The organism is Leisingera sp. ANG-Vp (assembly GCF_000813725.1).
Classification (GTDB): Bacteria; Pseudomonadota; Alphaproteobacteria; order Rhodobacterales; family Rhodobacteraceae; genus Leisingera.
This window is the reverse complement of sequence record NZ_JWLD01000016.1, coordinates 95,428-117,623: the sequence shown is the minus strand read 5'-3', so window position 1 is coordinate 117,623 and position 22,196 is coordinate 95,428. Positions and strand designations below refer to the sequence as shown.

Genomic DNA, 22,196 nt, shown 5'->3' with positions numbered 1-22,196 from the left:
CGTGAACCTAAGCGTTTTCATCGGAAACAGCCCCGAGGCCTCATGAACACTGCCCCTGCCGACATGCTCAGCACCATGGCCGCGCCGCGGCTGGAGATCCGCAACATCAAGCGGTTCTTCGAAGGCCGTGCGGTGGTCGATGATGTCTCGCTGCAGATCCAGGCCGGGCAGGTGACCTGCCTGCTGGGGCCCTCGGGCTGCGGCAAATCCACCACCCTGCGGATGATCGCCGGGGTGGAGATGCAGGACAGCGGCGAGATCTATGTGGACGGCAAGCTGATCTGCGACACCGTGTTCCGGGTGCCGCCGGAGCGGCGCGAGATCGGGCTGATGTTCCAGGACTTTGCCCTGTTCCCGCACCTGAGCGTTGCTGACAACGTCGGCTTCGGCCTGAAAGGCAGCAAGGACGAGAAGCGGGCAAGGGTCGAGGAGCTCTTGAACCGTGTATCGCTGAAACGCTTCATCGACGGCTATCCGCATCAGTTGTCGGGCGGCGAGCAGCAGCGGGTGGCACTGGCGCGCGCGATTGCGCCGCGGCCGCGGATCATGCTGATGGATGAGCCGTTCTCCGGCCTCGACAACCGGCTGCGCGACGGCATCCGGGATGAAACGCTGAGCCTTCTGAAAGAGGAAGACACCGCGGTTCTGCTGGTGACGCATGAGCCGGAAGAGGCGATGCGGATGGCCGATGAGATTGCGCTGATGCGGGGCGGAAAGATCGTGCAGCAAGGCGCGCCCTACAACGTCTATACCCATCCGGTGGACAAGGCGGCGGTGGCGTTTTTCAGCGACGTGAACGTGCTGAAGGCGGAAGTGAACGGGGCGCTGGCCAAGACAGCCTTTGGCGAGTTTCTGGCACCCGGGGTGACGGATGGCACTGCGGTGGAGATCGTCTTCCGCCCGCAGCATCTGCGCATCGATTTCGACCGCGGCGGCAAGGGGCCGCTGCCGACCCCCAGCGACGGTGTTGCGGCGCGGGCGTCCGTGGAACGGGCGCGCTTCCTGGGCAGCGAAAGCCTGGTTGAATTCCGGATGGAATTCGACGGCTCGCTGCTGAAAGCCACAGTGCCCAATGTGTTTCTGCCGGAGAAGGGCCGCGTCATGTGGCTCACGGTTCGGCGCAACCGCTGTTTTGTCTTTCCCGCTTAAGGCTTAGCAGGCATTGTTGCCTCCAGAGTGACAGGAGGTGCAGATGCAGGACGGCTATGACATCCGGGCTTTGACGCCTGCGGAAATCCGGGCCGCTGTGGAGTGGGCGGCGCTGGAGGGCTGGAATCCCGGTGATCAGGACGCGGCCTGCTTTGGTGCCGTTGACCCGGAAGGATTCTGGGGCGGTTTCCTGAACGGGCAGATGATCGCTTGCATCTCGGTGGTGAACTACGGCAGCAGCTTTGCGTTTCTTGGCTTCTATATCGTGGCGCCGGAGCACCGCGGCCAGGGCTATGGCTACGCGCTGTGGCAGAAGGCGCTGGAACATGCTGGACCCCGCACAGTGGGGCTCGACGGGGTGGTGGATCAGCAGGAGAACTACCGCCGTTCAGGCTTTGAATTGGCGTACCGCAATATCCGCTTTGGCGGCGTTCCGGCAGGCGCGCTGGCGGCTGGCGCAGGCTTCGACCTGCTGCTGCTGGCGGAGCCTGCGGCAGGGCTGGAGGCGCTGGACGGCCGCGTATTCCCTGTGCAGCGGGGCATGTTCTGGGCGCAGTGGCTGAGCGCTGAGGGGCATCACGCCTATGCTGCTTGCCGGGATGGTGTCATGGAAGGGTTCGGCACCCTGCGCCCCTGCCGCAGCGGGTATAAGATCGGGCCGCTGGTTGCGGCGTCGCGGGAGGCTGCGGAGGCAGTGCTGGCGCGGCTGCTGCAGGATCTGCCTGAGGGGCAGGAGGTGTTTTTGGATGTGCCGGAACCCCATGCAGAAGCGGTACGAGTGGCGCAGTCTCTGGGGCTGGAGCCGGTGTTTGAGACCGCACGGATGTACCGCGGGGAGGCGCCGCAGCTGGAACTGCCGATGATTTACGGCGTCACAAGTTTTGAGCTGGGTTAGGGGCGCTGCCCCCGCCGCCTTTGGCGGCTCCCCCGGGGTATTTGGAACCAGAAAGAAGCGGTATCAGGAACCGTAAGGATCGTAGTCCTGCAACCGTTTGCCGGGTTCGTCGACAAAAAGTTCGGGCAGGGCGGAAGCGTCCTCGATGAGATCGACCCGGAAGACGCGGAAGGCGTTTCGGGTTTCGCACCAGGCGGTGAGGGTCCAGACCCGGCCCCAGTATTCCATGTGCAGCGGGCGGATCCTGCGCTGGGTCAGGGTGCCGTCGATGCGGCGGTAGCTGAGCTGCAGTTTCTGCCGGGCTTTGATCGCGGCGCGCAAAGTCGGCATATGGGCCAGGGCGCGGGCGGCGTCCGAGAACGGGTAGACAGCGAATTTCCAGGCATCCGCCTCGGCAATGGTCTGTTCCGGCAGCACGGCGTCGATTTTCGAGGCCAGCGACAAAGCGGCGGATTTGAGGTCCGGGTCCGCCGCTTCGGCGACGATGGCCATGCCGAGGTTCAGCGCCTCCAGCTCCTCCGGTGTGAGGGTCAGCGGCGGCAGGCTGATCTGCTCGCGCACCAAATAGCCGACGCCGCGCTCCCCCTCGACCGGCACGCCGGAGGCCGCCAGCGTGTCCATGTCGCGGTAGATGGTGCGGGTGGAGACCTCCAGCCGCTCGGCAATGTCCTGGGCGCGGTGCAGCTTCCCGTCGCGCAGGATCTGGATGATTTCGAAAAGGCGGTCGGTGCGGCGCATGGGACTAGCCTTGGCGCGGGCAGGGGGGCAAGGTCAAGAGCGGCACCCGGCGCGATGCGGGTGCCGCGCCGTTTTCAGGAGGCCATGTCCCACAGCACCTCTTCATGGCGCATGTTTGCACTGCCGTCGGCAATGGCTTTCATCAGACCGGCGCAGAAGTCCTGCTTGTGGAATTCGGCTGCCACGGTTTGCGCTGTTTCCATGTCTTCCCAGACCACGTAGTCGGTCCAGCGCCCGTCTGCGCCGCGGCTGAGCTGACGGTGCAGAAAGCCGGGTTGTGCCCGGACAAAGGCTTCGCTGGCCTGGCTCAGGGCGACAAAATCCGCCTGGCTGACGCCCTCGGCCAGTTCAAAGGTCACGATTTCGGCCACATGTTTGCTCATCACGTCTCTCCTTGTTTGCTGTGATGGGCTGGATTTACCGCCCATCAACTGACATAAACCTGTCAGTTGGATGCGGGGCGGCTGCAATTTTCGTGGATTCTGCCCGGCGTAAGCGTATTGCGAATGGCGAAGCGCTTCCGCTTGGCGCCGCACGCGCGCTACACCCGTTGCAACGGAAAAGACCGGCGCCTTGTATCCGGCGCTGCAAGAAAAAAGGAGTTCTCTCATGCTCAACAACATCGGCCTTCCCGGCATTCTGCTGATCGCTGTCGTCGTCCTGGTCCTGTTCGGCCGCGGCAAGATTTCCTCGCTGATGGGCGAAGTCGGCAAAGGCATCACCTCCTTCAAGAAGGGCATCAACGAAGGCACCAAGGAGCTGGAAGAGGACGCCGCCGCCGAGGCCAAGGACGTCACGCCCGAGACCGAAAAAGACAAGGCGTAAGGCCCCATGTTCGATCTTGGGTGGACCGAACTGCTGGTCATCGGCGTGGTGGCGCTGATCGTCGTCGGCCCCAAGGACCTGCCCATGCTGTTCCGCAACGTCGGGCGGTTTGTGGGCAAGGCCAAGGGCATGGCGCGCGAGTTCAGCCGGGCGATGCATGACGCGGCGGATGATGCCGGAGTCAATGATGTCGCCAAGGGTCTGAAGGCGGCTGCCAACCCGGTGGGCACGGCCATGGACGGGGTCAAGCAGGCGGCGCAGGAGATGGCGTCGTCGATTGATCCCACCAAATACGACCCCGAAAGCGAGACCGGCAAACTGGCCGCGGAACGCGCTGAAAATGCCAAGAAGATCCAGGCATCGACTGCGCGTGCTGCCGCCGAGCGCAAGGCGCGCGAGGCTGAGGAGGCGCTGGCCAAGGCGGAAGAATACGAGGCCGCGCTGGCACCTGCGGAGCCAAAAGCGGAAGAAGAGGCCAAATCATGAGCAAAACGGATGAGATCGACGACTCAACCGCGCCGCTGATCGAGCATCTTGCCGAACTGCGCACGCGGCTGATCCGCTCTGTCCTTGCCTTTGCCGTGGGGATTGTGCTGGCCTTTACCGTGGCCGAGCCGATCCTTCAGTTCCTGGTGGGGCCGATCGAGCAAACGCTGCGCGATCTGGGCGACCCGTCGCCGACGCTGCAGTACACCTCTCCGCAGGAGTATCTGTTCACGCTGTTCCGGATCTCGATGGTGTTCGGTTTTGCCCTGTCGTTCCCGGTGATCGGCTTCCAGCTTTGGCGGTTTGTGGCGCCGGGACTGTACAAGAGCGAAAAGGGCGCCTTTCTGCCGTTCCTGATTGCGTCGCCGTTCATGTTCCTGCTGGGCGCGTCTTTTGCCCAGTTTGTCGTCACGCCGCTTGCAATGCAGTTCTTCCTGGGCTTTGCAGATGTCAGTTCGATTTTTGCCAACCTGCTGTCCGCGGCCACCGGCGAGGTGCCTGCCGAGGTCGCAGTGGTGCCGGAAACCTCGGAAGGGGTGAGAATCACCTTCTTCGGCAAAGTGAATGAATCGCTCGACATCACGCTCAAGTTCATCATGGCTTTTGGCCTGTGCTTCCAGCTGCCGGTGCTGCTGACGCTGATGGGCAAGGCCGGGCTGGTGAGCGCCGAAGGCCTGGGCTCGGTCCGCAAATACGCGGTGGTGGCGATTCTGGTGCTGGCAGCGCTGGTGACCCCGCCGGATGTGATCACCCAGATCATTCTGTTCACCGTGGTCTACGGGCTCTACGAGATCTCGATCTTCCTTGTCGGACGGGTTGAGAAGAAGCGTGAGGCACAGCTGCGGGCGGATGGCTATTATGACGATGAAGACGAGATGGACGCCCATCCCGATGATCCGCTGATGGCCGAGTTCGATGCCGAGGACGGCAAGGACAAGTAAGCCGGAGCCGGTTTGAAAATGAAAGGCGCGCCAGGGATGGCGCGCTTTTTTGTTTGCAGGAACGTAATTTCCCGGCCAAGGCGGGGAACAGAAACGCTACCGGGATCACGATTGCCCATCTGCCCCGAAGGCGAGCATCGCTGTTCCCAATGGCGGCCCTGGCCATTGTGCTACTTGGGCTTTTGCAACGCTTCCTGATCAGCTTCTGCCGGATCACGCTTGAGTTCGCGGGCCCATGCCAAGAGTTGCGGATTCTGGCTGCCGTGCTCCGCACCCCAAACAATCATCGCATGCAGAATTGGCAAAAGCTCTTTTCCCTTGGCCGTCAAACTGTACCGATAGATGCGGCCGTTCAGAGCATCTTTTTCTTTTGCCAGAATGCCCGTTTCAACCAGACGCCCCAAACGGTTTGACAAAAGCTTCGAGGATATCCCTTCAGCGGACTCCATGAAGTCGCCAAAGGTGGATTTTCCGTTGAACACGATGTCCCGCACCACAATGAGACTCCATGTGTCGCCAAATTGCTCCAGGCAGTAGTTGATTGGACAAGAGGAGCGGAGGGTCTTGGTCATGGCAACGAGCTACCACAAACACTTGCCAAAGGGAAGTAATCGCCCTAAACGCTTACCAAAAGAAAGTGATTTGGTTTAAGGAGAAAAACATGAAACTTTATCTGATCAATGGTTCCCCCAATGGCAGGAAGGTTCTGTCTGTGGTGAACCACCTCGGGATTTCACCGGAGATTGAGTGGCTGGATATCTTTGGGGGGCAAAACCGGACTGAAGAGTATCTTGCGCTCAATCCTAACGGGCTTGCTCCGACACTGGTCGATGGTGATCTGGTCCTGTGGGAATCCAATGCCATCAACGTCTATCTCTGCGAAACGACGCCTGGCCAAACTCTGTTGCCAACAGATCCAGCCGGGCGGGCAACGGTTATGAAATGGCTTTGCTGGGACCTGGCTCATTACAACAAGGCCCTCGGAGCCGTGGCGTTCGAAGCCGTTGCGAAACCGAAATTTTTGGGAAGTTCTGACATTAACCAGCCTGTCATCGACTATTTCACTGAGCGTTTTGACAGATATGGGCCCATACTCGACCAGCATCTAGCCGATAGGGATTTTGTTGCCGGAGATAGTTGGACCATTGCGGACTATGCGCTTGGCCATGTGGAGATGTTCCAGCAACTGGTTCCAATTGACTGGAACCGCTTCCCGAACCTGGTCCGTTTTTACGACCGTTTGCGTGACAATCCCAATTGGGCGTCAACAATGCCGAAACCGGGCGAGGTCGGAAAAATCCCTTCGTAAAGCCGGGGCTATGGCCATTTATGGGCCGGCAGATGTCTCGAAACAGGTTTCTGCTGGCCGGCGCCGGGATCTCTTGCCGTGCCTGGTCGCAGGGCCGAAGGGACGCGTTTCCCGGGGGCAGCGGCATATTGTGCATCCCGCCGCAGGCCTGCTTTTCGCGCAGCCCGGGCCAACTTGCGCCACCCCCTTGCCGCCCCCTCGCGAACATGCTTTGAAATCCGTCAGCTAACGGACGGAGGCAGCCCATGGACCAGATCGCATTGACCCGCATTGCCGAGGCACTGGAGCGGATGTCTCCGGCGCCTCTGGAGACACCCGATTTCAACGCGGCCTCCGCCTTTGTCTGGCATGTGGGGCCGGAGCGGCTGGAGCCGGTCGAGAGCGTCAACCGGGTTGATCTGGACCTGCTGGTGGGCATCAACCGCTCCCGCGATACGCTCCTGGACAACACCCGCCGCTTTGCGCAGGGGTTTGCTGCCAACAACGCGCTGCTGTGGGGCGCGCGCGGGATGGGGAAATCGAGCCTGGTGAAAGCCGTGCACGGGTCGCTGGCCGGGGATCACCCGCAGCTGAAACTGGTGGAGCTGCAGCGCGAGGATCTGCCCTCGGTGGCGCGGCTTCTGAACCACCTGCGCGGTTCGGCGCACCGCTTCATCCTGTTCTGCGATGACCTGTCCTTCAGTCATGACGACCAGCACTACAAGAGCCTCAAGGCGGTGCTGGACGGCGGCATTGAGGGGCGGCCCGAGAATGTGGTGTTCTACGCCACCTCCAACCGCCGCCACCTGATGCCGCGCGACATGATCGAGAACGAGCGCTCCAGTGCCATCAATCCATCCGAGGCGGTGGAGGAGAAAGTGTCGCTGTCCGACCGGTTTGGCCTGTGGCTGGGTTTCCACCCCTGCGACCAGGATGAATACCTGGCAATGATCTCGCGCTATTGCGCGGCCTACGGGGTTGAGGCGGACGAAGACACCGTGCGCGCCGAGGCGATCGAATGGCAGGCGACACGCGGTTCGCGGTCTGGCCGGGTTGCCTGGCAGTTCTTCACCGATCTGGCCGGACGCCATGGGGTGGCGCTGCGCTGATCAGGCTGCAGCAGCAAAGAAAAAGCCCGGCGGAACAGCCGGGCTTTTTCGTGTTAACAATACTGTAGCGCCGTCAGTTCAGGTAATTCAGCGGGTCGATGCTTTCGAACCCGTCGCGCACCTCGAAATGCACATAGGCATCGTCGCCTTCGCGCAGCGAGGCGATGCGCTGGCCGCGGACCACGCTTTCACCTTTCTTCACGGTGATATTGCCAACGTTCTGATAGACCGTCAGAAGCTTCTGGCTGTGGCGGATCACCACGATCGGCACGTTGTTGGAATCCTTGGTGATGGCGGCGACGGTGCCGGCTTCGGCAGCATTGACCGGCGCGCCGGCGGCGGCGGCAATGTCGATGCCGTCATTGCGGCCCTTGGAGTAGGTCTTGATGATCTTGCCCTGCACCGGGTAGGCCATGGCGGCATCGTTCCGGCGGCTGGGTTCCGGCAGTTCCGGCTTGGGCAGGGTCTCTGCAGCCGGTACTTCTGCAGCCGGCGCAACCTCTTCGTCAGGGAGCGGCTGGCTGGCGCTGGGCGGCACCGGGGTTGCGCTGCCTGCGCCTGGCTCAGTCACGGCCGCGGGGGCGGCCGCGGCAGGGGTCAGTTCCGGCGCAGGCTCTTCCTTCAGCGGGATCAGCAGGTACTGGCCTTCGCGCACGCCGAAGTCGCTGCCCAGGCCGTTCCATTCCGCCAGTGATTTCACCGGCACCTGATAGAGCCGCGAAATGGTATAGGCGGTCTCGCCGCGCTTCACCTTGTGGCGGACCGGTTCCGGCCCTTCCTGCACCACCGCGGGCTTGGGCTGCGGCACCGGCTGGATGGTGGTGGGGGTGACCGATCCCGGGTTGGGGGAGGTCAGCGGCGCAGTGTCGATTGCCTGGCCCGCCAGGGTGGCGATGTCCACTGAGCCGGGAGCTGCACTGGCATCTGCAGGCAGGCTGTCGGGAGCCCGGCGCGGCAGCGCCAGAACTTCGCCCTGGCGCATCGCGTCGCTGCTTTGCATGCCGTTGAACTTTGCGACTTCCTCAGGCGGCAGGCCGATCCGGGCGGCCACATCGGAGACGGTGTCGCCGCGCCGCGCCACCGCCACCTGGTAGGACGGGTAGGTGATCAGCCCGCGGGAATCCGGCGACGGCCGGTTCGACGTGGCGGACTGCGCGGCTCCGGCGGTGTTGAAGGCGCCGATCTGGCCGCGCAAGTCATAATCCAGCGGGCTCTGGCAGGCGGCCAGCACCCCTGCCAGCGGCAACGCCGCGAGCATCCGGGCCCGCGGCAGTATCAAACGGGGCAGGCCGCGGAATACGGTCCGGGCGGGAGTGGTCCGGGTCATTTTGCTCTCCTCAAAACACGCTTCCCCTTTTTCGCGGGGATTCGCTCGCGTCAATCACTATAGCCCACATATCAGGGAGGGCGGCTGAAATCCGCCGCCAATGTAGGGCCGGCGCCGGCTGAATTCAATTCCAGCAGCTGTATCGAGCCGCACGGCGGCCAGATGATCATCTGACGCTGCTGCAGAAAGACACAAATTTCTTCGAAGAAATTTGCCAAGGATTTTTGAAAATCCTTGGAGCGGCTCTTTTACGCCTGCCGCTAGCTGTCCTTGCCCAGGCCTTCGAGCAGCGGCACAAAACGCACCGGGCGCAACTCATCATAGTCGAGCCCGTCCTCGGTTTTGCGGACCCGGATCAGGGTTTGCACATGGTCGGACTGGCCGACCGGCAGCACCATGATGCCGCCGGGTTTGAGCTGCGCGAGCAGGGGGCCCGGCGGGTCCTCGGCAGCGGCGGTCACGATGATGCGGTCGAACGGCGCCTGCTCGGTCAGCCCGTGGCTGCCGTCACCGACCAGCGAGGTCACATTGGCAAGCTGCAGCTGATCGAACACCTGGCGGGCTTCGCGCACCAGCCGGGCGTGGCGGTCGATGGTATAGACCCGGCGCGCCAGCTTCGACAGGATTGCCGCCTGGTAGCCGGAGCCGGTGCCGACTTCCAGCACGGTGTCGCGCGGGTTGATTTGCAGCGCCTGAGTCATCATGCCGACCACCGAGGGCTGAGAAATGGTCTGGCCGCAGGAAATCGGCAGCGGCACGTCTTCATAGGCGCGCTCTGAGAAGATACCGCGGACGAACAGCCCGCGGTCGATCTCCTCGATCGCTTCCAGCACCTTCTGGTCCGTCACCCCGCGCGAGCGCACCGAGTAGACAAATTGCATCTTGGTTTCCGGATCCGGGCCGCTCATGGCTGCGTTCACTCTCCCGTCCATTCAACGGCCTTCAGCGCATCCAGGGCATCGCGGGCGGTTAGGTCTGCACGCATCGGTGTGACCGAGATATAGCCATCCATGTTGAGTGCCGCGTCTGAGCCGGGGAGCGTCTGGACCTGCTGGTCGCCGCCGCGGATCCACAGGTAGCGGCGGCCGGAGGGCGACAGTTTCGGCTCGGCTGCGAAATGGCTGCCGCGGCGGAAGCCCTGGGTCGCCACGCGGGTGCCTTTGACGCCGGCAGCGGGCTGCGGCGGGAAGTTGATATTGTAAAACAGCCGGTAGTCCTGGCTGTCCTGCGGCATTGCGGCCAGGATCTTCTTCACCAATCCCGCGCCATGCACGGCAGAGGCCTCAAACGGGTTGTCAGTCTCCCGGTTGGCAGGCCCGTAGTACTGCGACAGCGCCATTGCCGGCACGCCCTGCAGCGCGGCTTCCATGGCGGCGCCCAGGGTGCCGGAGTAAAGCGCGTTTTCGGCTGAGTTGTTGCCGCGGTTCACGCCCGACAGCACCAGGTCAGGCCGTTTGCCCTGCATGACCACGTGCAGGCCTGCCAGCACGCAGTCGGCAGGCGAGCCTTCGGCGGCAAAGCGGCGCTCTCCCAGCTGGCTGAGCATGGTGGGGCGCGTGTAGCTGATGCAATGGCCGACACCGGATTGCTCAAAGGCCGGGGCTACGGTCCAGACTTCGCCGTCCGGGCCTGCGACCTCTTGGGCAATGGCCTCGAGGATGGTGAGCCCTTCGGCGCTGATGCCGTCGTCATTGGTGATCAGAATGCGCATCGGTGTAGCTGCCTGCTGTTATCAACCGTGTTCCGGATTGAATAGGACTTGCACGGAAAGGGGGCAAGTCTTTCGCCGCAGCCGGAGGGCAAGACAGGAAAAGCGGGCAGGGAGGCAACAGGCACGCGGGGCAGGGGGCGGCTCCCGCCCCTGGGGCTGCATCAAAGATGCCGTCCCAAGCGTTGGGCCGGGCGCCGCGCCGGGGGCGCGGCGCGGGGCCGTCAGCAGGTGTCAGCTTGCCAGGATCTGCGGCAGCAGGCGCGCGGCCTCGTCCTGGATCGGGGTGAGGGCGTCGCGGTCCTCGCCTGGATGGAAGCGGGCGCGCAGGGCAGTGGCCATCGGCTGCGGCTCCAGGATTTTGACCTGCGGGCCGGTGCGTTCGGTTTCAGCCTGCCAGCTGCGGGCCAGCGCCATCTGCGCGGCCTTGGTGGCGCCATAGGTGCCGTAGAATTTTTCGCCCGCTCTGGGGTCGTCGAAAAACACTGCTTGCCCTGTCTGGCCCAGGAGCGGCGCAACATAGGGAATCAGAACCGATGCGGCAGTGGCGTTGATGGCAACGGCCTTGGCCCAGTCCTTGGCTGCAACCGAAGGCGCCGGACACAGGGCGGTGGCGTGGATCGCCGTGTGCAGCCACAGGTCCAGCTTGCCCCAGCGGTCGTGGATGCCACGGCAGAGCGTCGCCATGGCGTCCGGAACCGTGATGTCCATCGGCGCCAGCGTGGCGCTGCCGCCGGCTGCCTTGATCCGGTCGTCGAGTTCTTCGAGGGCGCCGGTGGTGCGGGCGACGGCGACGATGTGATGGGTGGGCGCAAGCGCCTCGGCAAGTGCACTGCCAAGGCCGCGGGAGGCGCCGGTGATGAGAGCAAGCTTTTCTGTCATGGCGCCTTCTTGCGGTGCAGCGCCGGGCAGGTCAAGAGGCGGCGGCTGAACCGGCTGCCAGTGCTTGCCGTGCAGCCAAGAATTTTCAAAATTCTTGGCAAATTTCTTTGAAGAAATTTGCGCAGGCGCGTCAGCCGCCGGGCATGGCCAGACGTTTGGTTTCGCCGTTTGAACTCAGCACCAGCCCCTGTGCGTCGATCGCTACCACCCGGCCCGACGACAGACGGCTGCCGCGGGTCACCTTGCGGGTGCGGCCTGACGGCATGCGCACCAGCGCGGTCAGGCTGTCTTCGGGCCCAAACAACCCCAGCAGGCTCAGGCCGTTGCGGTTCACCGCGTTGTCCTGGGTTGCCAGCCCCGCCACCTTGGCAGAGGTGCGTTCAGCTGCTTTTGCATTTGCCATATCGTTCTTCCCCAAAAGATCCGGGCGTATCTGGGGGAGCAAGGGCCAGGCTTCAAGGCCGTGCGCAGTGCATCGGCGGGATGCCGCGGATTGCCGCTTCAGGATGTGTGAGGCTGAGCCGGAAAAACTGTGTCAGGCATCAAAAACCAGCGAAGGCAGGTCGTGGCCATACGCAAAAAGAAGCTCCAGCAGCTCCTCCAGCGTGGCGCCGTCCTTTTGCAGCGGGTAGAGCGGGTGGTTCTGCTCGCTGACCTTCAGCTCGGGGTACTGGCCGCCGGGGCGCATCTCCAGCATGCAGCCCGCGGGCATCGGCATGTCCGGCGGGATCGCATTGGCAAGCCAGGCCGGGCGGTCGCCGAGTTTTTCGGTCTCGCGCATCTCGAACAGATCCAGATAGGCGTCGAAGTCATCGCGGCTGAGGCTGGCCCAGGTGCCGAGGATGAACTCCTCGCCGCGGCTGCCCGCCAGCGGCACCGCCAGCACGGCGCGGATGAAGCGCAGGTCGCCGAGGCGGCAGAAATCATCAGTCAGGATATCGCCGCGGGTGGCCAGGACGGCAGAGTTGTCCTCAACCTCCATATCCTCGGGGCAGATGTCGGGCCGGTCGCAGGACAGGCTGAGCAGCTGCGCAAAAGTGGCGCCGCAGCAGCGGCACTGGCGCGGAGAAGTCAGCATGCGGGCGAGATGCGGGTCCAAGGGGCGGCCTTTCATCGGGAAGCATAGGAAAAGGCGCGGACCCTCACGGCCAGCGCCTCTCCGATGCACAGTTGGCGGCCCTCATACGCGGAAGCCGCCGGAAGTTCAAACCCCTCCCTGTGCGGGAGGCGGGGCGCTTTAGCCGGCGGCCAGTTTGGAGGCGTTCCAGGAGGCGCCGGGGGCCGGCATGTCCTTGATCTTGGCGCTGACCCGGCTGCTGTTTTCCAGCGCGTCCAGATACTCGCCGGTGACGCCGGTGATGTAATTGCCGTCAAAGCAGGAGCAATCGAAGCCCTCGATATCCGGGTTGCCTTCCTGGGCGGCCCAGATCAGGTCCTCAAGCTTCTGGTAGAACAGCGCGTCCGCCCCCAGCTCTTCGCGGATTTCCTCGATGCTGAGGCCGTTTGCGATCAGCTCATGCTTGGTGGGCATGTCGATGCCATAAACGTTGGGGTAGACCACCGGCGGCGAGGCAGAGGCGATATAGACCTTCTTGGCGCCGGCCTCGCGGCACATCTGCACGATCTTCTTGATGGTGTTGCCGCGCACGATGGAATCGTCGATCAGCAGCACGTTGCGGTCCTTGAACTCCAGCGGGATCGCGTTCAGCTTGCGGCGCACCGATTTCTGCCGCTCCGCCTGGCCCGGCATGATGAAGGTACGGCCGACGTAGCGGTTCTTCACCAGCCCTTCGCGGTAGCGGATGCCGGTGGCATTGGCCACTTCCAGCGCCACCGGGCGAGCCGAATCAGGCACCGGGATGATGCTGTCGATTTCCAGGCCCGCGTCCTGGATCTGCTTGGCCAGCGCCTGGCCCATGCGCAGCTGGGTCTTGTAGACCGAAACGCCGTCCATCATGGAATCGGGGCGCGCCAGATAGACGTATTCGAAGATGCAGGGGGTGAGCTTGCCCTCGACCGCCTGGAACTCATGCATATTGCCGTCCAGGTCGACCAGGATCGCTTCGCCCGGCTTCACGTCGCGGATTTTCTCAAAGCCGTTGATACCGAACGCCACATCTTCCGAGGCAAAGCAGAAGTCTTCGCCGCCGCTTTGCGCGGCGCGCTTGCCAACGGACAGCGGGCGGATGCCGTGGGGGTCGCGGAACGCCAGCATGCCAACACCGGCCACCATGCAGATCACCGAATAGGCGCCCTGGACCCGCTCCATGGTCATCTTCACGCCGGCAAAAATGTTGCGGATCGGTTCGGCGTTGCCGTTCACTTTGATCGCATCGGCGACCTTGTCGGCCAGCACGTTCAGCAGGATCTCCGAATCCGAGGTGGTGCGCAGATGGCGGCTGTATTTGCCGGTCACCTTTTCGCGCTGCTCGGCGGTGTTGGTGATATTGCCGTTGTGCACCAGGTAGATGCCGTAGGGTGCGTTCACAAAGAACGGCTGTGCTTCCGCCGCGCTCAGCGAGCCTGCAGTGGGGTAGCGCACGTGGCCCATGCCGACGCGGCCGGTCAGGGTTTCGGCGTCGGCGGGGCCGAACACATCCTTGACCAGCCCGTTGGCCTTGCGCTCGCGGAAGAATTCGCCGGTGTAGGTGACGATCCCCGAAGCGTCCTGGCCGCGGTGCTGCAGCATCAGAAGGCCGTCATAAATCTCCGCAAAGACATCCGTGTCCCGGCTTGCGATCCCCAAAATCCCGCACATTGGCTGGCTCCAATCCCACTTAGGCTTTGCTGTTCGGTTGCTGATGGAAGCGGCTCGGCTGGCAGTCTAGCGCATTTCCCCATGCGCGCGCCAACCGGGAGGCCTTGGGTCCGCCATGGCCGTCACGCTGAAAACGGGCCGGGGCCATCGTGCCATTCGGGTGCACGGCAGCACGCGCGAGGCGCGTCGCTTCATGTCCACGATGGCAGGCGGGCAGCGTCTGCAGCAGCGGCAAGGCGGTGTGGCTCCGAATCCGTTTCCTGTTCCGGCCCTCACATAGAGGCTTTCTAGCGATCTGTCATCAAAGGATCACAAATCCTTGCTGCACCGCGGCGGCGGTGGCAGCGCAGGCGGCCGCAGAAGGCCGCCCGCGGTCTTCGGGCGTTAGCCTTCCAGGGCTTCGATCATCTCCACGCGGGTGGCGTGGCGGCCGCCTTCGAATTCGGCATTCAGGAAGGCGTCGACGATGTCCAGCGCCAGACCCTCACCGACGACGCGGGCGCCGATCGACAGCATGTTGGCATTGTTGTGCTGGCGGATCATAGCGGCCGAAAATGTGTCCGCGCAGACGCCGCAGCGGATGCCCTTGACCTTGTTGGCAGCCATCATGATGCCCTGGCCAGTGCCGCAAAGCACGATACCCAGACCGCAGTCGCCGGAAGCCACCAGGCGTGCAGCGGCCTCGCCATGCTTGGGATAGTGGGTGCTTTCCGGAGAGGTCGGGCCGATGTCCTCGACCTCCCAGCCATTGGCGGCGATATGCGCGGCAACGGCCTGGCGCAGTTCGATGGCGGCATGGTCGCTGGAGAGGGCAATGCGTTTGCTGGCAGTCATGGCGAAGATGTCCTGTTCGTGGAAGGCCGGGGCGCGGCGGCCCGGGATCAAGGTGTTCCCGGCCGTCATAATCCAGCTTGCGACAAGATAACATAGGCAGGCCGGGTTTTCCGCAGCCGGAAGGCGGCGGGCCCGCGCGCAAGAGCACGGGTGTGCCCCGGTTCTGCGGCTGAGATCACATAGGTCTCTGCCGGCTTGCGATGGCCGCAGCGGTCGAAGCACAACAGCGGTTTCCGGTTCCTGGCGTGGCGCCACGCCAGGCCGGATGCGCTGGACCCGCTGGCCAGGAGCCGCGCCGGGGCCGGCTGGAACCCCTCGCAGGCCGCTTCGGGAAACAGGCTGGAGATCTCCGCCCACGCCTCCTCTCCTGCCATTATCCTGGCTTGCGGCCCCAGAAACATGCTTTCCGCCGGGGCGCCTTCGGCAAAGATGACCTCATGCCGGTCGAGAAGGATGTGGAAGTAGGTGACCGATGCAAGTTCCGCGGCGGGCTGCACGCCGGGCAGGGCCGTGAGCTTTGTTGCCGGGCACAGCACTTCCTCCACGCCGAACATCCTTTGGACGATGCGGGACCGGACAAGCATCCGGTGCTGCGGCGAGACAATCAGGTCCCTCAAGGGGAGACCTTCGCCAAGGGAGCCGGCTGAGAGCCGGACCGGCTGCATATTCGGCGATGTGTGCAGCTGCAGGCGCCGACAGCCGATCCAGCGCACCGTTTGCAGCCCGTGATCGCGGGTCTGTACAGCATCTCCGGCGGAGAGATCTTCTACCCGTTTGCTGCGGCCCGGGCCGGTACCGATAAGCGTGCCTTGGGCGAAGCACACAAACATGACCCCGGCATTGGGCAGGGAGTCGCCCATGTTGGAATCGTAGATGCCGACGCTATCGACTGTGATCGATTCAATCGGACCGGCCACCAGCGCGGCATTTGCAGGATCTGAGGGATCGCTCCAGGACACCAGAAACACTGAGCCGTCAGCGGTCTGGTCAACCATGAAGACGCCGGTGTAGTCCGGTGTGCCGTCGGCGTAGGTGATGGTCGCGGTAATATTCAGTGTGTTTTCGAAACCGCTGGTCGTCGCCGCGCCACCGTCGATGGAGTAGGTGATATCGTCGCCGTCGGAATAAAAGGCCGTGCCGTCGCCGCCGTAGTCATGGTGGGTGATGTCGGTCCGGATCGTATCATACGCGGGCGAGCCTGCGGAGCCGACAGAGTATCCAATCAGACCGGCGCCGCTGTCCGTGTAAAAATTGGTGTGGACCCCCAGATAGAGTGCCTGGTTCACATGATCGGCCACAGCGAGCCCCTTGTCTTTCCTGTTTCAGGCAGGCTGAGCAGCCGCGGTTTCCGAACAGTTCGAAGCGAAATCCCGAGCAAGGGTAGCCGCATTTGCTGAAAACAGCGTAAATCCGCGGCCTTGCCGCAGGGCGGGCCGTTTGCTGCCGGGGCCGGCCGGTCGAACTGCGGGGCTTTCCGGCGGGCGGGCAAAGGAAAAGGCCCGCTGTCACACGGGCCTTGCTGTTCGCCGGCAATGGCTTGGGGCTTAGCTCCCCGGTGCCTTGTAGGCGCCGGCGATCTGGCCGGCTTTCCTTTGCATCGCTTCAAACTCAGCCGAGGTGAAGGCGCGCTGGGTCTTCAAGTTGCTGACCGAGCCGCTGGCACCGACTGCGATCAGCCCGGCAAGCAGAGAGGTGACATCATTGATGTCCACATGAATCACAAAATCGCTGTCGCCGGTGGTCAGATAGAAGCTTTCCAGCGTGCCGCCGGCTGCCTCCACAATCGCGCCGGCCGCAGCTTCGCGGTCGCTCGGGTTTTCAACCATCGCCTTCATCGAAGAGGAGGTGTAATTTCCAGTCACGATAAACCTAGGCATTCATACTCTCCCTGGAGGTGGAAAAGCGGGCCGCCGGTGGCGGGATGCCGCACAGTCAGCCCCGCAGGTTCCCCCAATTCAGGAGTGTATCACATTTCCGTCAGCTTGGCTTTTGCAACCGGACCCGGCAGCTGTGGTACCGGTTGCTCGGAAAAAGGAAAGGCCCGCACGAAGGCGGGCCCGAGGGGGGGGAGGGAATTCTTCGGGTCAGGCCGCCAGGATGCGGTCCAGCAGATTGTCCAGGGCGCTGGGCAGGCGGGCGTCTTCCTCGCCCATGCCGGTCTCGGCCAGAGCGCGGCCTTCGTCGCTTGCCAGCACCTGGCGGGTCTCGGACAGGGACAGCTGGTGGAAGGCGGAGTCCTCTGCCACGTCACCAGCAGGCAGCAGCATGCCGCTTTCGGCCCAAACCAGCTCTTCTTCTGCAAATTCGAAATGGATGCGGCCCAGGCGCTCCGGTGCGGCCGGAGCAATGCCCTTGTAGCCGGACAGCGCAATCAGCTTGGTGACGACAACCGGCAGGCCGAACAGGCGCTCGGCGGTTTCCATCTCCAGCACCACTTTCTGGTCCGAGGGCAGCATCAGGTCGGTGTCATTGCCCAGGGCGCCGGCAGGAACATGCATCAGCGTGGTCAGGCGCGGCACCGCGTGTTTCACGGATTTCACTTCCTGGGCGCCGCCGTCAAAGGTGAACACCATGTCGCCGGGTTTCACATCGCGGGCCTGCTTGAAGCCTTCTTCGGTCTCCACCAGGGTCGAGGGCAGAAAGCCGCCGCTGCGCAGGCGGTTGCGCTTCGGCGCCGGAGCAGGCTTCAGCGATTGCGGCAGCGGATTGGTCAGCAGCAGCACATCAACCGGCAGGAAGTCGGCGAAATCTGTGGTGTGATCGAGCTGCATCGTGTTGCCCCTTCTAAGCTTCTTTGGCCCGGCGTTTTGCCGTTGAAGCCATCAAGCCGCCGAATTGGGACCAAATTGGGGCAGGCTTGCGTCCCATTTCGGGATGAGACGATTTTTTGGCGACAAAACTCGCCTTTTGGGCAGGATTGTTAACCTTTCACCCTGGCGGGATGAGGATTTGTTAAGATTTGCCGCCGTTTTAACGATGGCTGAATTTCCGCCTCGAATCGCGATTCCTTTTGGTTAACAAAGGGTTAATCGAAATTTTCCTTGTTAACCGTTGGCGGACTTCGCTTGTGGATAACTCCGTGAACTCTTTGAATTCAAAGCAAAACGGGCGCCCGTGCGGCGCCCGTGTGTTCAGCTCTTGGTGGTAAACCCTATGAATTACTGGCCGCAGGCGCCGATCAGTGCTTCATACTGCGCGGTAACCCAGCCCAAAGCCTGCTCCGGGTTGCGCTCTTCGATCTTGCCGATCAGACGCTCGAACACCTCTGCCGAGCGGCTTTCGTCAACAATTGTGAAGCTCTGCCCGGTCATAACCACGTTGTAGAGGAAGAAGGCAATGGCCACCAAAAGGATGCCGCGCAGCACTCCGAAGAAGAAGCCCGCGCCCTGATCCAGTCCGCCAAGCGCAGAGCGCTGCACCAGGGTGGAAAACAGCGGCGTGAAGAAGGAGACCACGATCAGCGCCAGGGCAAACACGGCTGCAAAGGCGGCGATGATCGACAGTTCGCAGCTGTCGGCAATGAATTCGCCAACAACCGGGATCTCCGCCATCAGAGGTTCGACCTGCGGCGCAAAGATAAAGGCGAGAACACCGGCAGCGATCCAGCCGGCGATGGCCATGGCTTCGCGCACAAAGCCGCGCGAATAGGCCAGCAGCGCCGATACGACAATGACCAGGGCCACGACCCCGTCGATGATTGTGAAACCTTCCATGTCCCTCGCCCGTTGCCTGCGATTTCAAATTTTGGCGACTTTAGCCGGCCCCGAAGAATTCGCCAACAAATCCTGCCAGATCGCTTGCCTTCCGCAGGGTCAGGCCGGTCACGGAGATGGATTTGCTGCCGCCAGGGGCAATCGCCGCCGTGAAACCAAGTTTTTGCGCCTCTTTCAACCGGTTTTCGGTCTGCGGGGCCGGGCGCAGGGCGCCGGATAGCGAAATTTCTCCGAAAACGGCGGTATCGGCGGGCAGGGCAACGTCCTCCCGCGCACTCAGCAGCGCCGCGGCGACCGCCAGGTCGGCAGCCGGTTCCGAGATCTTCATGCCGCCGGCCACGTTCAGATAGACATCCAGCCCGGCAAAGGGGATGCCGCAGCGCGCCTCCAGAACCGCCAGGATCATCGCCAGCCGCGAGCTGTCCCAGCCCACCACCGCGCGCCGCGGCTGCGAATGCGGCGAAGGCGCAATCAGCGCCTGCATTTCCACCAGCACCGGCCGGGTGCCTTCGATACCGGCAAACACCACCGAGCCGGGCGAGGGCTCGCCGCGTTCCGACAGGAACAGGGCCGAGGGGTTGATCACCTCGCTGAGGCCGCCGCCGGTCATCTCGAAGACGCCGATTTCATCCGCCGGGCCAAAGCGGTTCTTGACCGCGCGCAGGATGCGGAACTGATGGCCGCGCTCGCCTTCGAAATACAAGACGGTGTCGACCATATGCTCGACCACCCGCGGGCCTGCAATCTGGCCCTCCTTGGTGACATGGCCCACCATGATCACCGAAATCCCGTGCCGCTTGGCAAAAGTGGTCAGCTCATGCGCCGCCGCGCGCACCTGGCTGACGGATCCGGGCGCGCTGTCCACATGGTCGGCCCACATGGTCTGGATGGAATCGATGATCGCCAGCTGCGGCTTCTCCGCCTCCAGCGTGGTCAGGATGTCGCGCAGGTTGGTTTCCGCTGCCAGCTGCACCGGCGCATCCGCCAGCCCCAGCCGCTGTGCCCGCATCCTTACCTGGGCGCTGGCTTCCTCGCCGCTGACGTAAACTGTCTTGACCCCGGCATGGGCAAACCGCGCCGCCGCCTGCAGGAGCAGGGTGGATTTGCCGATCCCGGGATCGCCGCCGACCAGGATCGCCGAGGCTGGCACCAGCCCGCCGCCCAGCACCCGGTCCAGCTCGCCCACACCGCAGCAGGTCCGCGGCGGCGGGGTTTCCCTGGCCGACAGATCGGTCAGCTGAATGGTGCGCCCGCGCTTGACGCCCAGCGACTTCTTGGCTGGGCCGGAGGACAGCCCCTGATCCTCGGTGATGGTGTTCCACTCGCCGCAGCCCTCGCAGCGGCCCGACCATTTCGAAAAGCTGGCTCCGCAGGCGGAGCAGGAGAAAGATGTTTTAGCCATGATGCCTGTCTGCCTGATGTTCCGCATTTGTTCAAGGGCGGGCAGTCGGGAGGGCTCCCGCCAGCAGAGCGATCACCAAAGATGACCCGATGCTGTTGGGCGCGGCACCGCTGACGCGGTGCAAGCAGTGCACACAGTCATATGCAGGGGGGATTGCGGCGATGGACGCAGATCCGCCAGTCCGCGCTGCTGTCGGCGGCATGCCGTGGCGGCAGATTTGGGCCGCGTGAGGAGTTTTTCGAATTTGTGTCTCTGAATTAAATATCCCTCAAGGGTTGTTTTGTATGTCTTCCATGGTCGTCATGGGAGATTCAAGATGATCGCATTGAACAGTTTGAATGTTGCCTCTGCACTCATCGGTCAGGTTTTGGCAGATGCAAATGCGCAAAATGCCGGAACGGCGCAGGATCCGGTATTGGCAGCGGGGCAGCCTCAGGCGCAACAGCAGGCGAAGGAAGATCCGTTTGCGGCAGGTGATCCGCCATCCCTTATTGATAAGCAGGCTGAGGCGGCAATTGCAGAGCTGCGGCTTCGAGAGGAAAAAGCTGTATTGAGGGCCGAAGGAAGGCTCAAGGCGGAGCAGGGCGACCATACGGGCGCGATCGATTCGGTCATAGCTTCGGGTCATGCCGTTCTTGCCGCGGCGAAATACTCTGACGCGGTCGATGCACTCTCAGATGAGATTGCTACCCGAAATGAAAAGCACGGGCTTCTGGCTGCGGCAGAGCTTGATAATTCTGCCAAGGAAAACGCCAAAAACATGATTGAAGCGGGCATTGATGCCGAAGAGGCAGCGGCAGATCAGAGCACCCGCGGTGACAGCATGGATCTTGATGACCTTTCAGAAAAAGCCGAGAAAGCCGTTGAAGCGCTGGACGAACTGAAGGCCTAAGTGGCCGGTAACAGTGCTGGCCCGCCCCTGTGGGGCGCATAGGGCGGACCGCATTCATCAGAGCCTAGGGGTTGGCGCTGCCTGCCTTGGGCTGGGTGCGGATATGTTCTGCCCGATGCAACACGGGCGCCTATTTCAAACCGGCCTGTACCCGTTTGGTTGCCATTCCAAGAACAAGAGAGACCAGAATGCAGGCGGTGAACAGGTAAAGGCCCCAGGCGGTTTCAATGGTGCCCAGGCCGATGCCCTTGGCCAGCGTGATGTAAAGCGCGATCAGGAACACATCGGCCATCGCCAGTTTGCCCAGCACATGCAGCACCGGCTGCACCTTGGCATCCAGGAGGTCCCACTGCACCAGCGCCAGCCCGATGGTTTTCAGGTAGGGGGCAAAGATCGCAAGGAAGGTGACAATCAGCGCCAGCGCAGCGTCACTGCCCCAAAGGCTCTGCAGGCCGGTGATCACCGAAACCTCGCTGAGGCCGAAGATCGGCAGCAGCCCCGCCCTCATCAAGGGGGCAAACCAGGCGATCGGGTAGAGGATCAGGAGGGAGAGAGTGAGGAGACGGAGGATCATGGCGGCTCGTTTTCTGGGGTTCCGCCAAGATTTGTGCCTTCTGCGCAGTGATTGAAAGGGGGAAAACGGCGGCAGCTTGCACTGGCTGGGACGCGTGCAGCCCGGGCAGCGCCCGACCCTCCCCACGGAAGGGCGCTTCGCACCCACCCGGGGTCAGGCGGCGGCCTCGCGTTCGATGCCTCCGGCGGGAGTACTTGGGGAAGGTGAACCGGTGAAGGTTGCCAGCCGTGTACTTGGATGTTTCAGTGGCAGGCGGAACTTGGTATTGCGATTGCATGACGCCTTCCTTTCCGACCCCTCAAAACAAATTTAATGTGCAGGCTGTTGAGCGTGCTTTGAACCATGGCTCCCCGCCGGACGGCGAAACCATTTCAGAGCTTCTTGAGTGGACGCAGGATGAGAACTGGCCGGTTGCCGGACCAGTCACGAAACTGCTTTCCTCGTTTGGACGCGGTGTTGCACCAGCTCTCATTGAAGTTCTGGGCGGTGACGATAGTACTTGGAAGCACGCGTTGCTGAGAGGTTTGGTTCTTCAACTTGAACCCGACACCTGGGTGCTTGTCGAGCCGGCCGTACGGCGCTTAGCAGAACATCCCACTGATGAGGAAGTCAGGGAAGATGTGAATACCGCTGCGCAAAAGGCGCTGGCGCAGCACTCAAATCTATCTGGCTGAG

General features: G+C 62.9%; 26 protein-coding genes. 9 read left to right on the top strand and 17 right to left on the bottom strand.

Going from position 1 to position 22,196, the window contains the following annotated elements:
- Positions 1–42 precede the first annotated feature (42 nt).
- Positions 43–1,149, top strand: a complete 1,107-nt coding sequence (locus tag RA20_RS06735; RefSeq protein WP_039125893.1) for an ABC transporter ATP-binding protein — start codon at positions 43–45, stop codon at positions 1,147–1,149.
- A 43-nt stretch (positions 1,150–1,192) separates the two neighbouring features.
- Positions 1,193–2,044: a GNAT family N-acetyltransferase gene (locus RA20_RS06730; RefSeq protein ID WP_039125891.1), complete on the top strand. Its 852-nt coding sequence runs from the start codon at positions 1,193–1,195 to the stop codon at positions 2,042–2,044.
- 63 nt (positions 2,045–2,107) lie between these two features.
- Here the strand turns inward: RA20_RS06730 and RA20_RS06725 are convergent, their stop codons facing one another.
- Together RA20_RS06725 and RA20_RS06720 are read right to left on the bottom strand one after the other, a co-directional pair.
- A complete protein-coding gene (locus RA20_RS06725; RefSeq protein WP_039125889.1) occupies positions 2,108–2,782 on the bottom strand; it encodes a helix-turn-helix transcriptional regulator in 675 nt (224 codons plus the stop codon).
- Between the two features lie 74 nt (positions 2,783–2,856).
- Positions 2,857–3,165: an antibiotic biosynthesis monooxygenase family protein gene (locus RA20_RS06720; RefSeq protein ID WP_039125887.1), complete on the bottom strand. Its 309-nt coding sequence runs from the start codon at positions 3,163–3,165 to the stop codon at positions 2,857–2,859.
- A 226-nt stretch (positions 3,166–3,391) separates the two neighbouring features.
- Here RA20_RS06720 and RA20_RS06715 point away from each other — a divergent pair, with 226 nt between their 5' ends.
- Genes RA20_RS06715 through tatC form a run of 3 tightly spaced genes read left to right on the top strand, consistent with a single transcriptional unit; the run spans position 3,392 to position 5,034 of the window.
- Positions 3,392–3,607: a twin-arginine translocase TatA/TatE family subunit gene (locus RA20_RS06715; protein WP_039125886.1), complete on the top strand. Its 216-nt coding sequence runs from the start codon at positions 3,392–3,394 to the stop codon at positions 3,605–3,607.
- A gap of 6 nt (positions 3,608–3,613) precedes the next feature.
- A complete protein-coding gene (gene tatB / locus RA20_RS06710; protein ID WP_039125884.1) occupies positions 3,614–4,093 on the top strand; it encodes a Sec-independent protein translocase protein TatB in 480 nt (159 codons plus the stop codon).
- Positions 4,090–5,034 (top strand): twin-arginine translocase subunit TatC, encoded by a 945-nt coding sequence (gene tatC / locus RA20_RS06705; protein ID WP_039125882.1) that lies wholly within the window; start codon positions 4,090–4,092, stop codon positions 5,032–5,034. Before tatB ends, tatC begins: the two co-directional genes overlap by 4 nt.
- A gap of 170 nt (positions 5,035–5,204) precedes the next feature.
- On the opposite strand, the gene RA20_RS06700 is transcribed toward tatC, so the two are convergent.
- Positions 5,205–5,606: a winged helix-turn-helix transcriptional regulator gene (locus RA20_RS06700; RefSeq protein ID WP_039125880.1), complete on the bottom strand. Its 402-nt coding sequence runs from the start codon at positions 5,604–5,606 to the stop codon at positions 5,205–5,207.
- An 89-nt stretch (positions 5,607–5,695) separates the two neighbouring features.
- On the opposite strand from RA20_RS06700, the gene RA20_RS06695 reads away from it, so the two are divergent.
- Both RA20_RS06695 and RA20_RS06690 read left to right on the top strand, forming a co-directional pair.
- On the top strand, positions 5,696–6,343 hold the full coding sequence (locus tag RA20_RS06695; protein ID WP_039125878.1) for a glutathione S-transferase family protein: 648 nt from the start codon (positions 5,696–5,698) through the stop codon (positions 6,341–6,343).
- A 245-nt stretch (positions 6,344–6,588) separates the two neighbouring features.
- Entirely contained in the window at positions 6,589–7,431 is an 843-nt protein-coding gene (locus RA20_RS06690; protein WP_039125876.1) for an ATP-binding protein, read from the top strand.
- Between the two features lie 73 nt (positions 7,432–7,504).
- Here the strand turns inward: RA20_RS06690 and RA20_RS06685 are convergent, their stop codons facing one another.
- The 13 genes from RA20_RS06685 to radA form a co-directional block, all read right to left on the bottom strand.
- Positions 7,505–8,758, bottom strand: a complete 1,254-nt coding sequence (locus RA20_RS06685) for a peptidoglycan DD-metalloendopeptidase family protein (RefSeq protein ID WP_082017929.1) — start codon at positions 8,756–8,758, stop codon at positions 7,505–7,507.
- A gap of 260 nt (positions 8,759–9,018) precedes the next feature.
- Positions 9,019–9,666, bottom strand: coding sequence for a protein-L-isoaspartate(D-aspartate) O-methyltransferase (locus tag RA20_RS06680; protein WP_039125875.1), 648 nt, complete (start codon positions 9,664–9,666; stop codon positions 9,019–9,021).
- An 8-nt stretch (positions 9,667–9,674) separates the two neighbouring features.
- A complete protein-coding gene (gene surE / locus RA20_RS06675) occupies positions 9,675–10,469 on the bottom strand; it encodes a 5'/3'-nucleotidase SurE (protein ID WP_039125873.1) in 795 nt (264 codons plus the stop codon).
- 231 nt (positions 10,470–10,700) lie between these two features.
- On the bottom strand, positions 10,701–11,348 hold the full coding sequence (locus tag RA20_RS06670; RefSeq protein ID WP_039125871.1) for an SDR family NAD(P)-dependent oxidoreductase: 648 nt from the start codon (positions 11,346–11,348) through the stop codon (positions 10,701–10,703).
- A gap of 130 nt (positions 11,349–11,478) precedes the next feature.
- Positions 11,479–11,751 (bottom strand): hypothetical protein, encoded by a 273-nt coding sequence (locus tag RA20_RS06665; protein ID WP_039125869.1) that lies wholly within the window; start codon positions 11,749–11,751, stop codon positions 11,479–11,481.
- Positions 11,752–11,883: 132 nt separating this feature from the next.
- Positions 11,884–12,426: a DUF2199 domain-containing protein gene (locus tag RA20_RS06660; RefSeq protein ID WP_039125951.1), complete on the bottom strand. Its 543-nt coding sequence runs from the start codon at positions 12,424–12,426 to the stop codon at positions 11,884–11,886.
- A 159-nt stretch (positions 12,427–12,585) separates the two neighbouring features.
- On the bottom strand, positions 12,586–14,106 hold the full coding sequence (gene purF, locus RA20_RS06655; protein ID WP_039125867.1) for an amidophosphoribosyltransferase: 1,521 nt from the start codon (positions 14,104–14,106) through the stop codon (positions 12,586–12,588).
- 384 nt (positions 14,107–14,490) lie between these two features.
- Positions 14,491–14,940, bottom strand: coding sequence for a ribose 5-phosphate isomerase B (gene rpiB / locus RA20_RS06650; protein ID WP_039125950.1), 450 nt, complete (start codon positions 14,938–14,940; stop codon positions 14,491–14,493).
- 65 nt (positions 14,941–15,005) lie between these two features.
- On the bottom strand, positions 15,006–16,238 hold the full coding sequence (locus RA20_RS26100; protein ID WP_241482221.1) for a Hint domain-containing protein: 1,233 nt from the start codon (positions 16,236–16,238) through the stop codon (positions 15,006–15,008).
- A 246-nt stretch (positions 16,239–16,484) separates the two neighbouring features.
- Positions 16,485–16,817, bottom strand: a complete 333-nt coding sequence (locus tag RA20_RS06640; protein WP_039125865.1) for a GYD domain-containing protein — start codon at positions 16,815–16,817, stop codon at positions 16,485–16,487.
- A gap of 207 nt (positions 16,818–17,024) precedes the next feature.
- Positions 17,025–17,711, bottom strand: a complete 687-nt coding sequence (locus RA20_RS06635) for a Hint domain-containing protein (RefSeq protein ID WP_039125863.1) — start codon at positions 17,709–17,711, stop codon at positions 17,025–17,027.
- A gap of 387 nt (positions 17,712–18,098) precedes the next feature.
- On the bottom strand, positions 18,099–18,653 hold the full coding sequence (locus RA20_RS06630) for a CvpA family protein (RefSeq protein ID WP_039125862.1): 555 nt from the start codon (positions 18,651–18,653) through the stop codon (positions 18,099–18,101).
- A gap of 40 nt (positions 18,654–18,693) precedes the next feature.
- Positions 18,694–20,055 (bottom strand): DNA repair protein RadA, encoded by a 1,362-nt coding sequence (gene radA / locus RA20_RS06625; RefSeq protein WP_039125948.1) that lies wholly within the window; start codon positions 20,053–20,055, stop codon positions 18,694–18,696.
- Positions 20,056–20,371: 316 nt separating this feature from the next.
- On the opposite strand from radA, the gene RA20_RS06620 reads away from it, so the two are divergent.
- Positions 20,372–20,947, top strand: a complete 576-nt coding sequence (locus RA20_RS06620) for a hypothetical protein (RefSeq protein WP_039125859.1) — start codon at positions 20,372–20,374, stop codon at positions 20,945–20,947.
- A 130-nt stretch (positions 20,948–21,077) separates the two neighbouring features.
- On the opposite strand, the gene RA20_RS06615 is transcribed toward RA20_RS06620, so the two are convergent.
- Positions 21,078–21,521 carry a paraquat-inducible protein A gene (locus tag RA20_RS06615; protein WP_039125857.1) on the bottom strand — a complete coding sequence of 148 codons (444 nt, stop codon included), beginning with the start codon at positions 21,519–21,521 and terminating at the stop codon, positions 21,078–21,080.
- Positions 21,522–21,748: 227 nt separating this feature from the next.
- Here RA20_RS06615 and RA20_RS24940 point away from each other — a divergent pair, with 227 nt between their 5' ends.
- On the top strand, positions 21,749–22,195 hold the full coding sequence (locus RA20_RS24940; RefSeq protein ID WP_152618448.1) for a DUF5071 domain-containing protein: 447 nt from the start codon (positions 21,749–21,751) through the stop codon (positions 22,193–22,195).
- The last annotated feature ends 1 nt before the right edge of the window (position 22,196 follow it).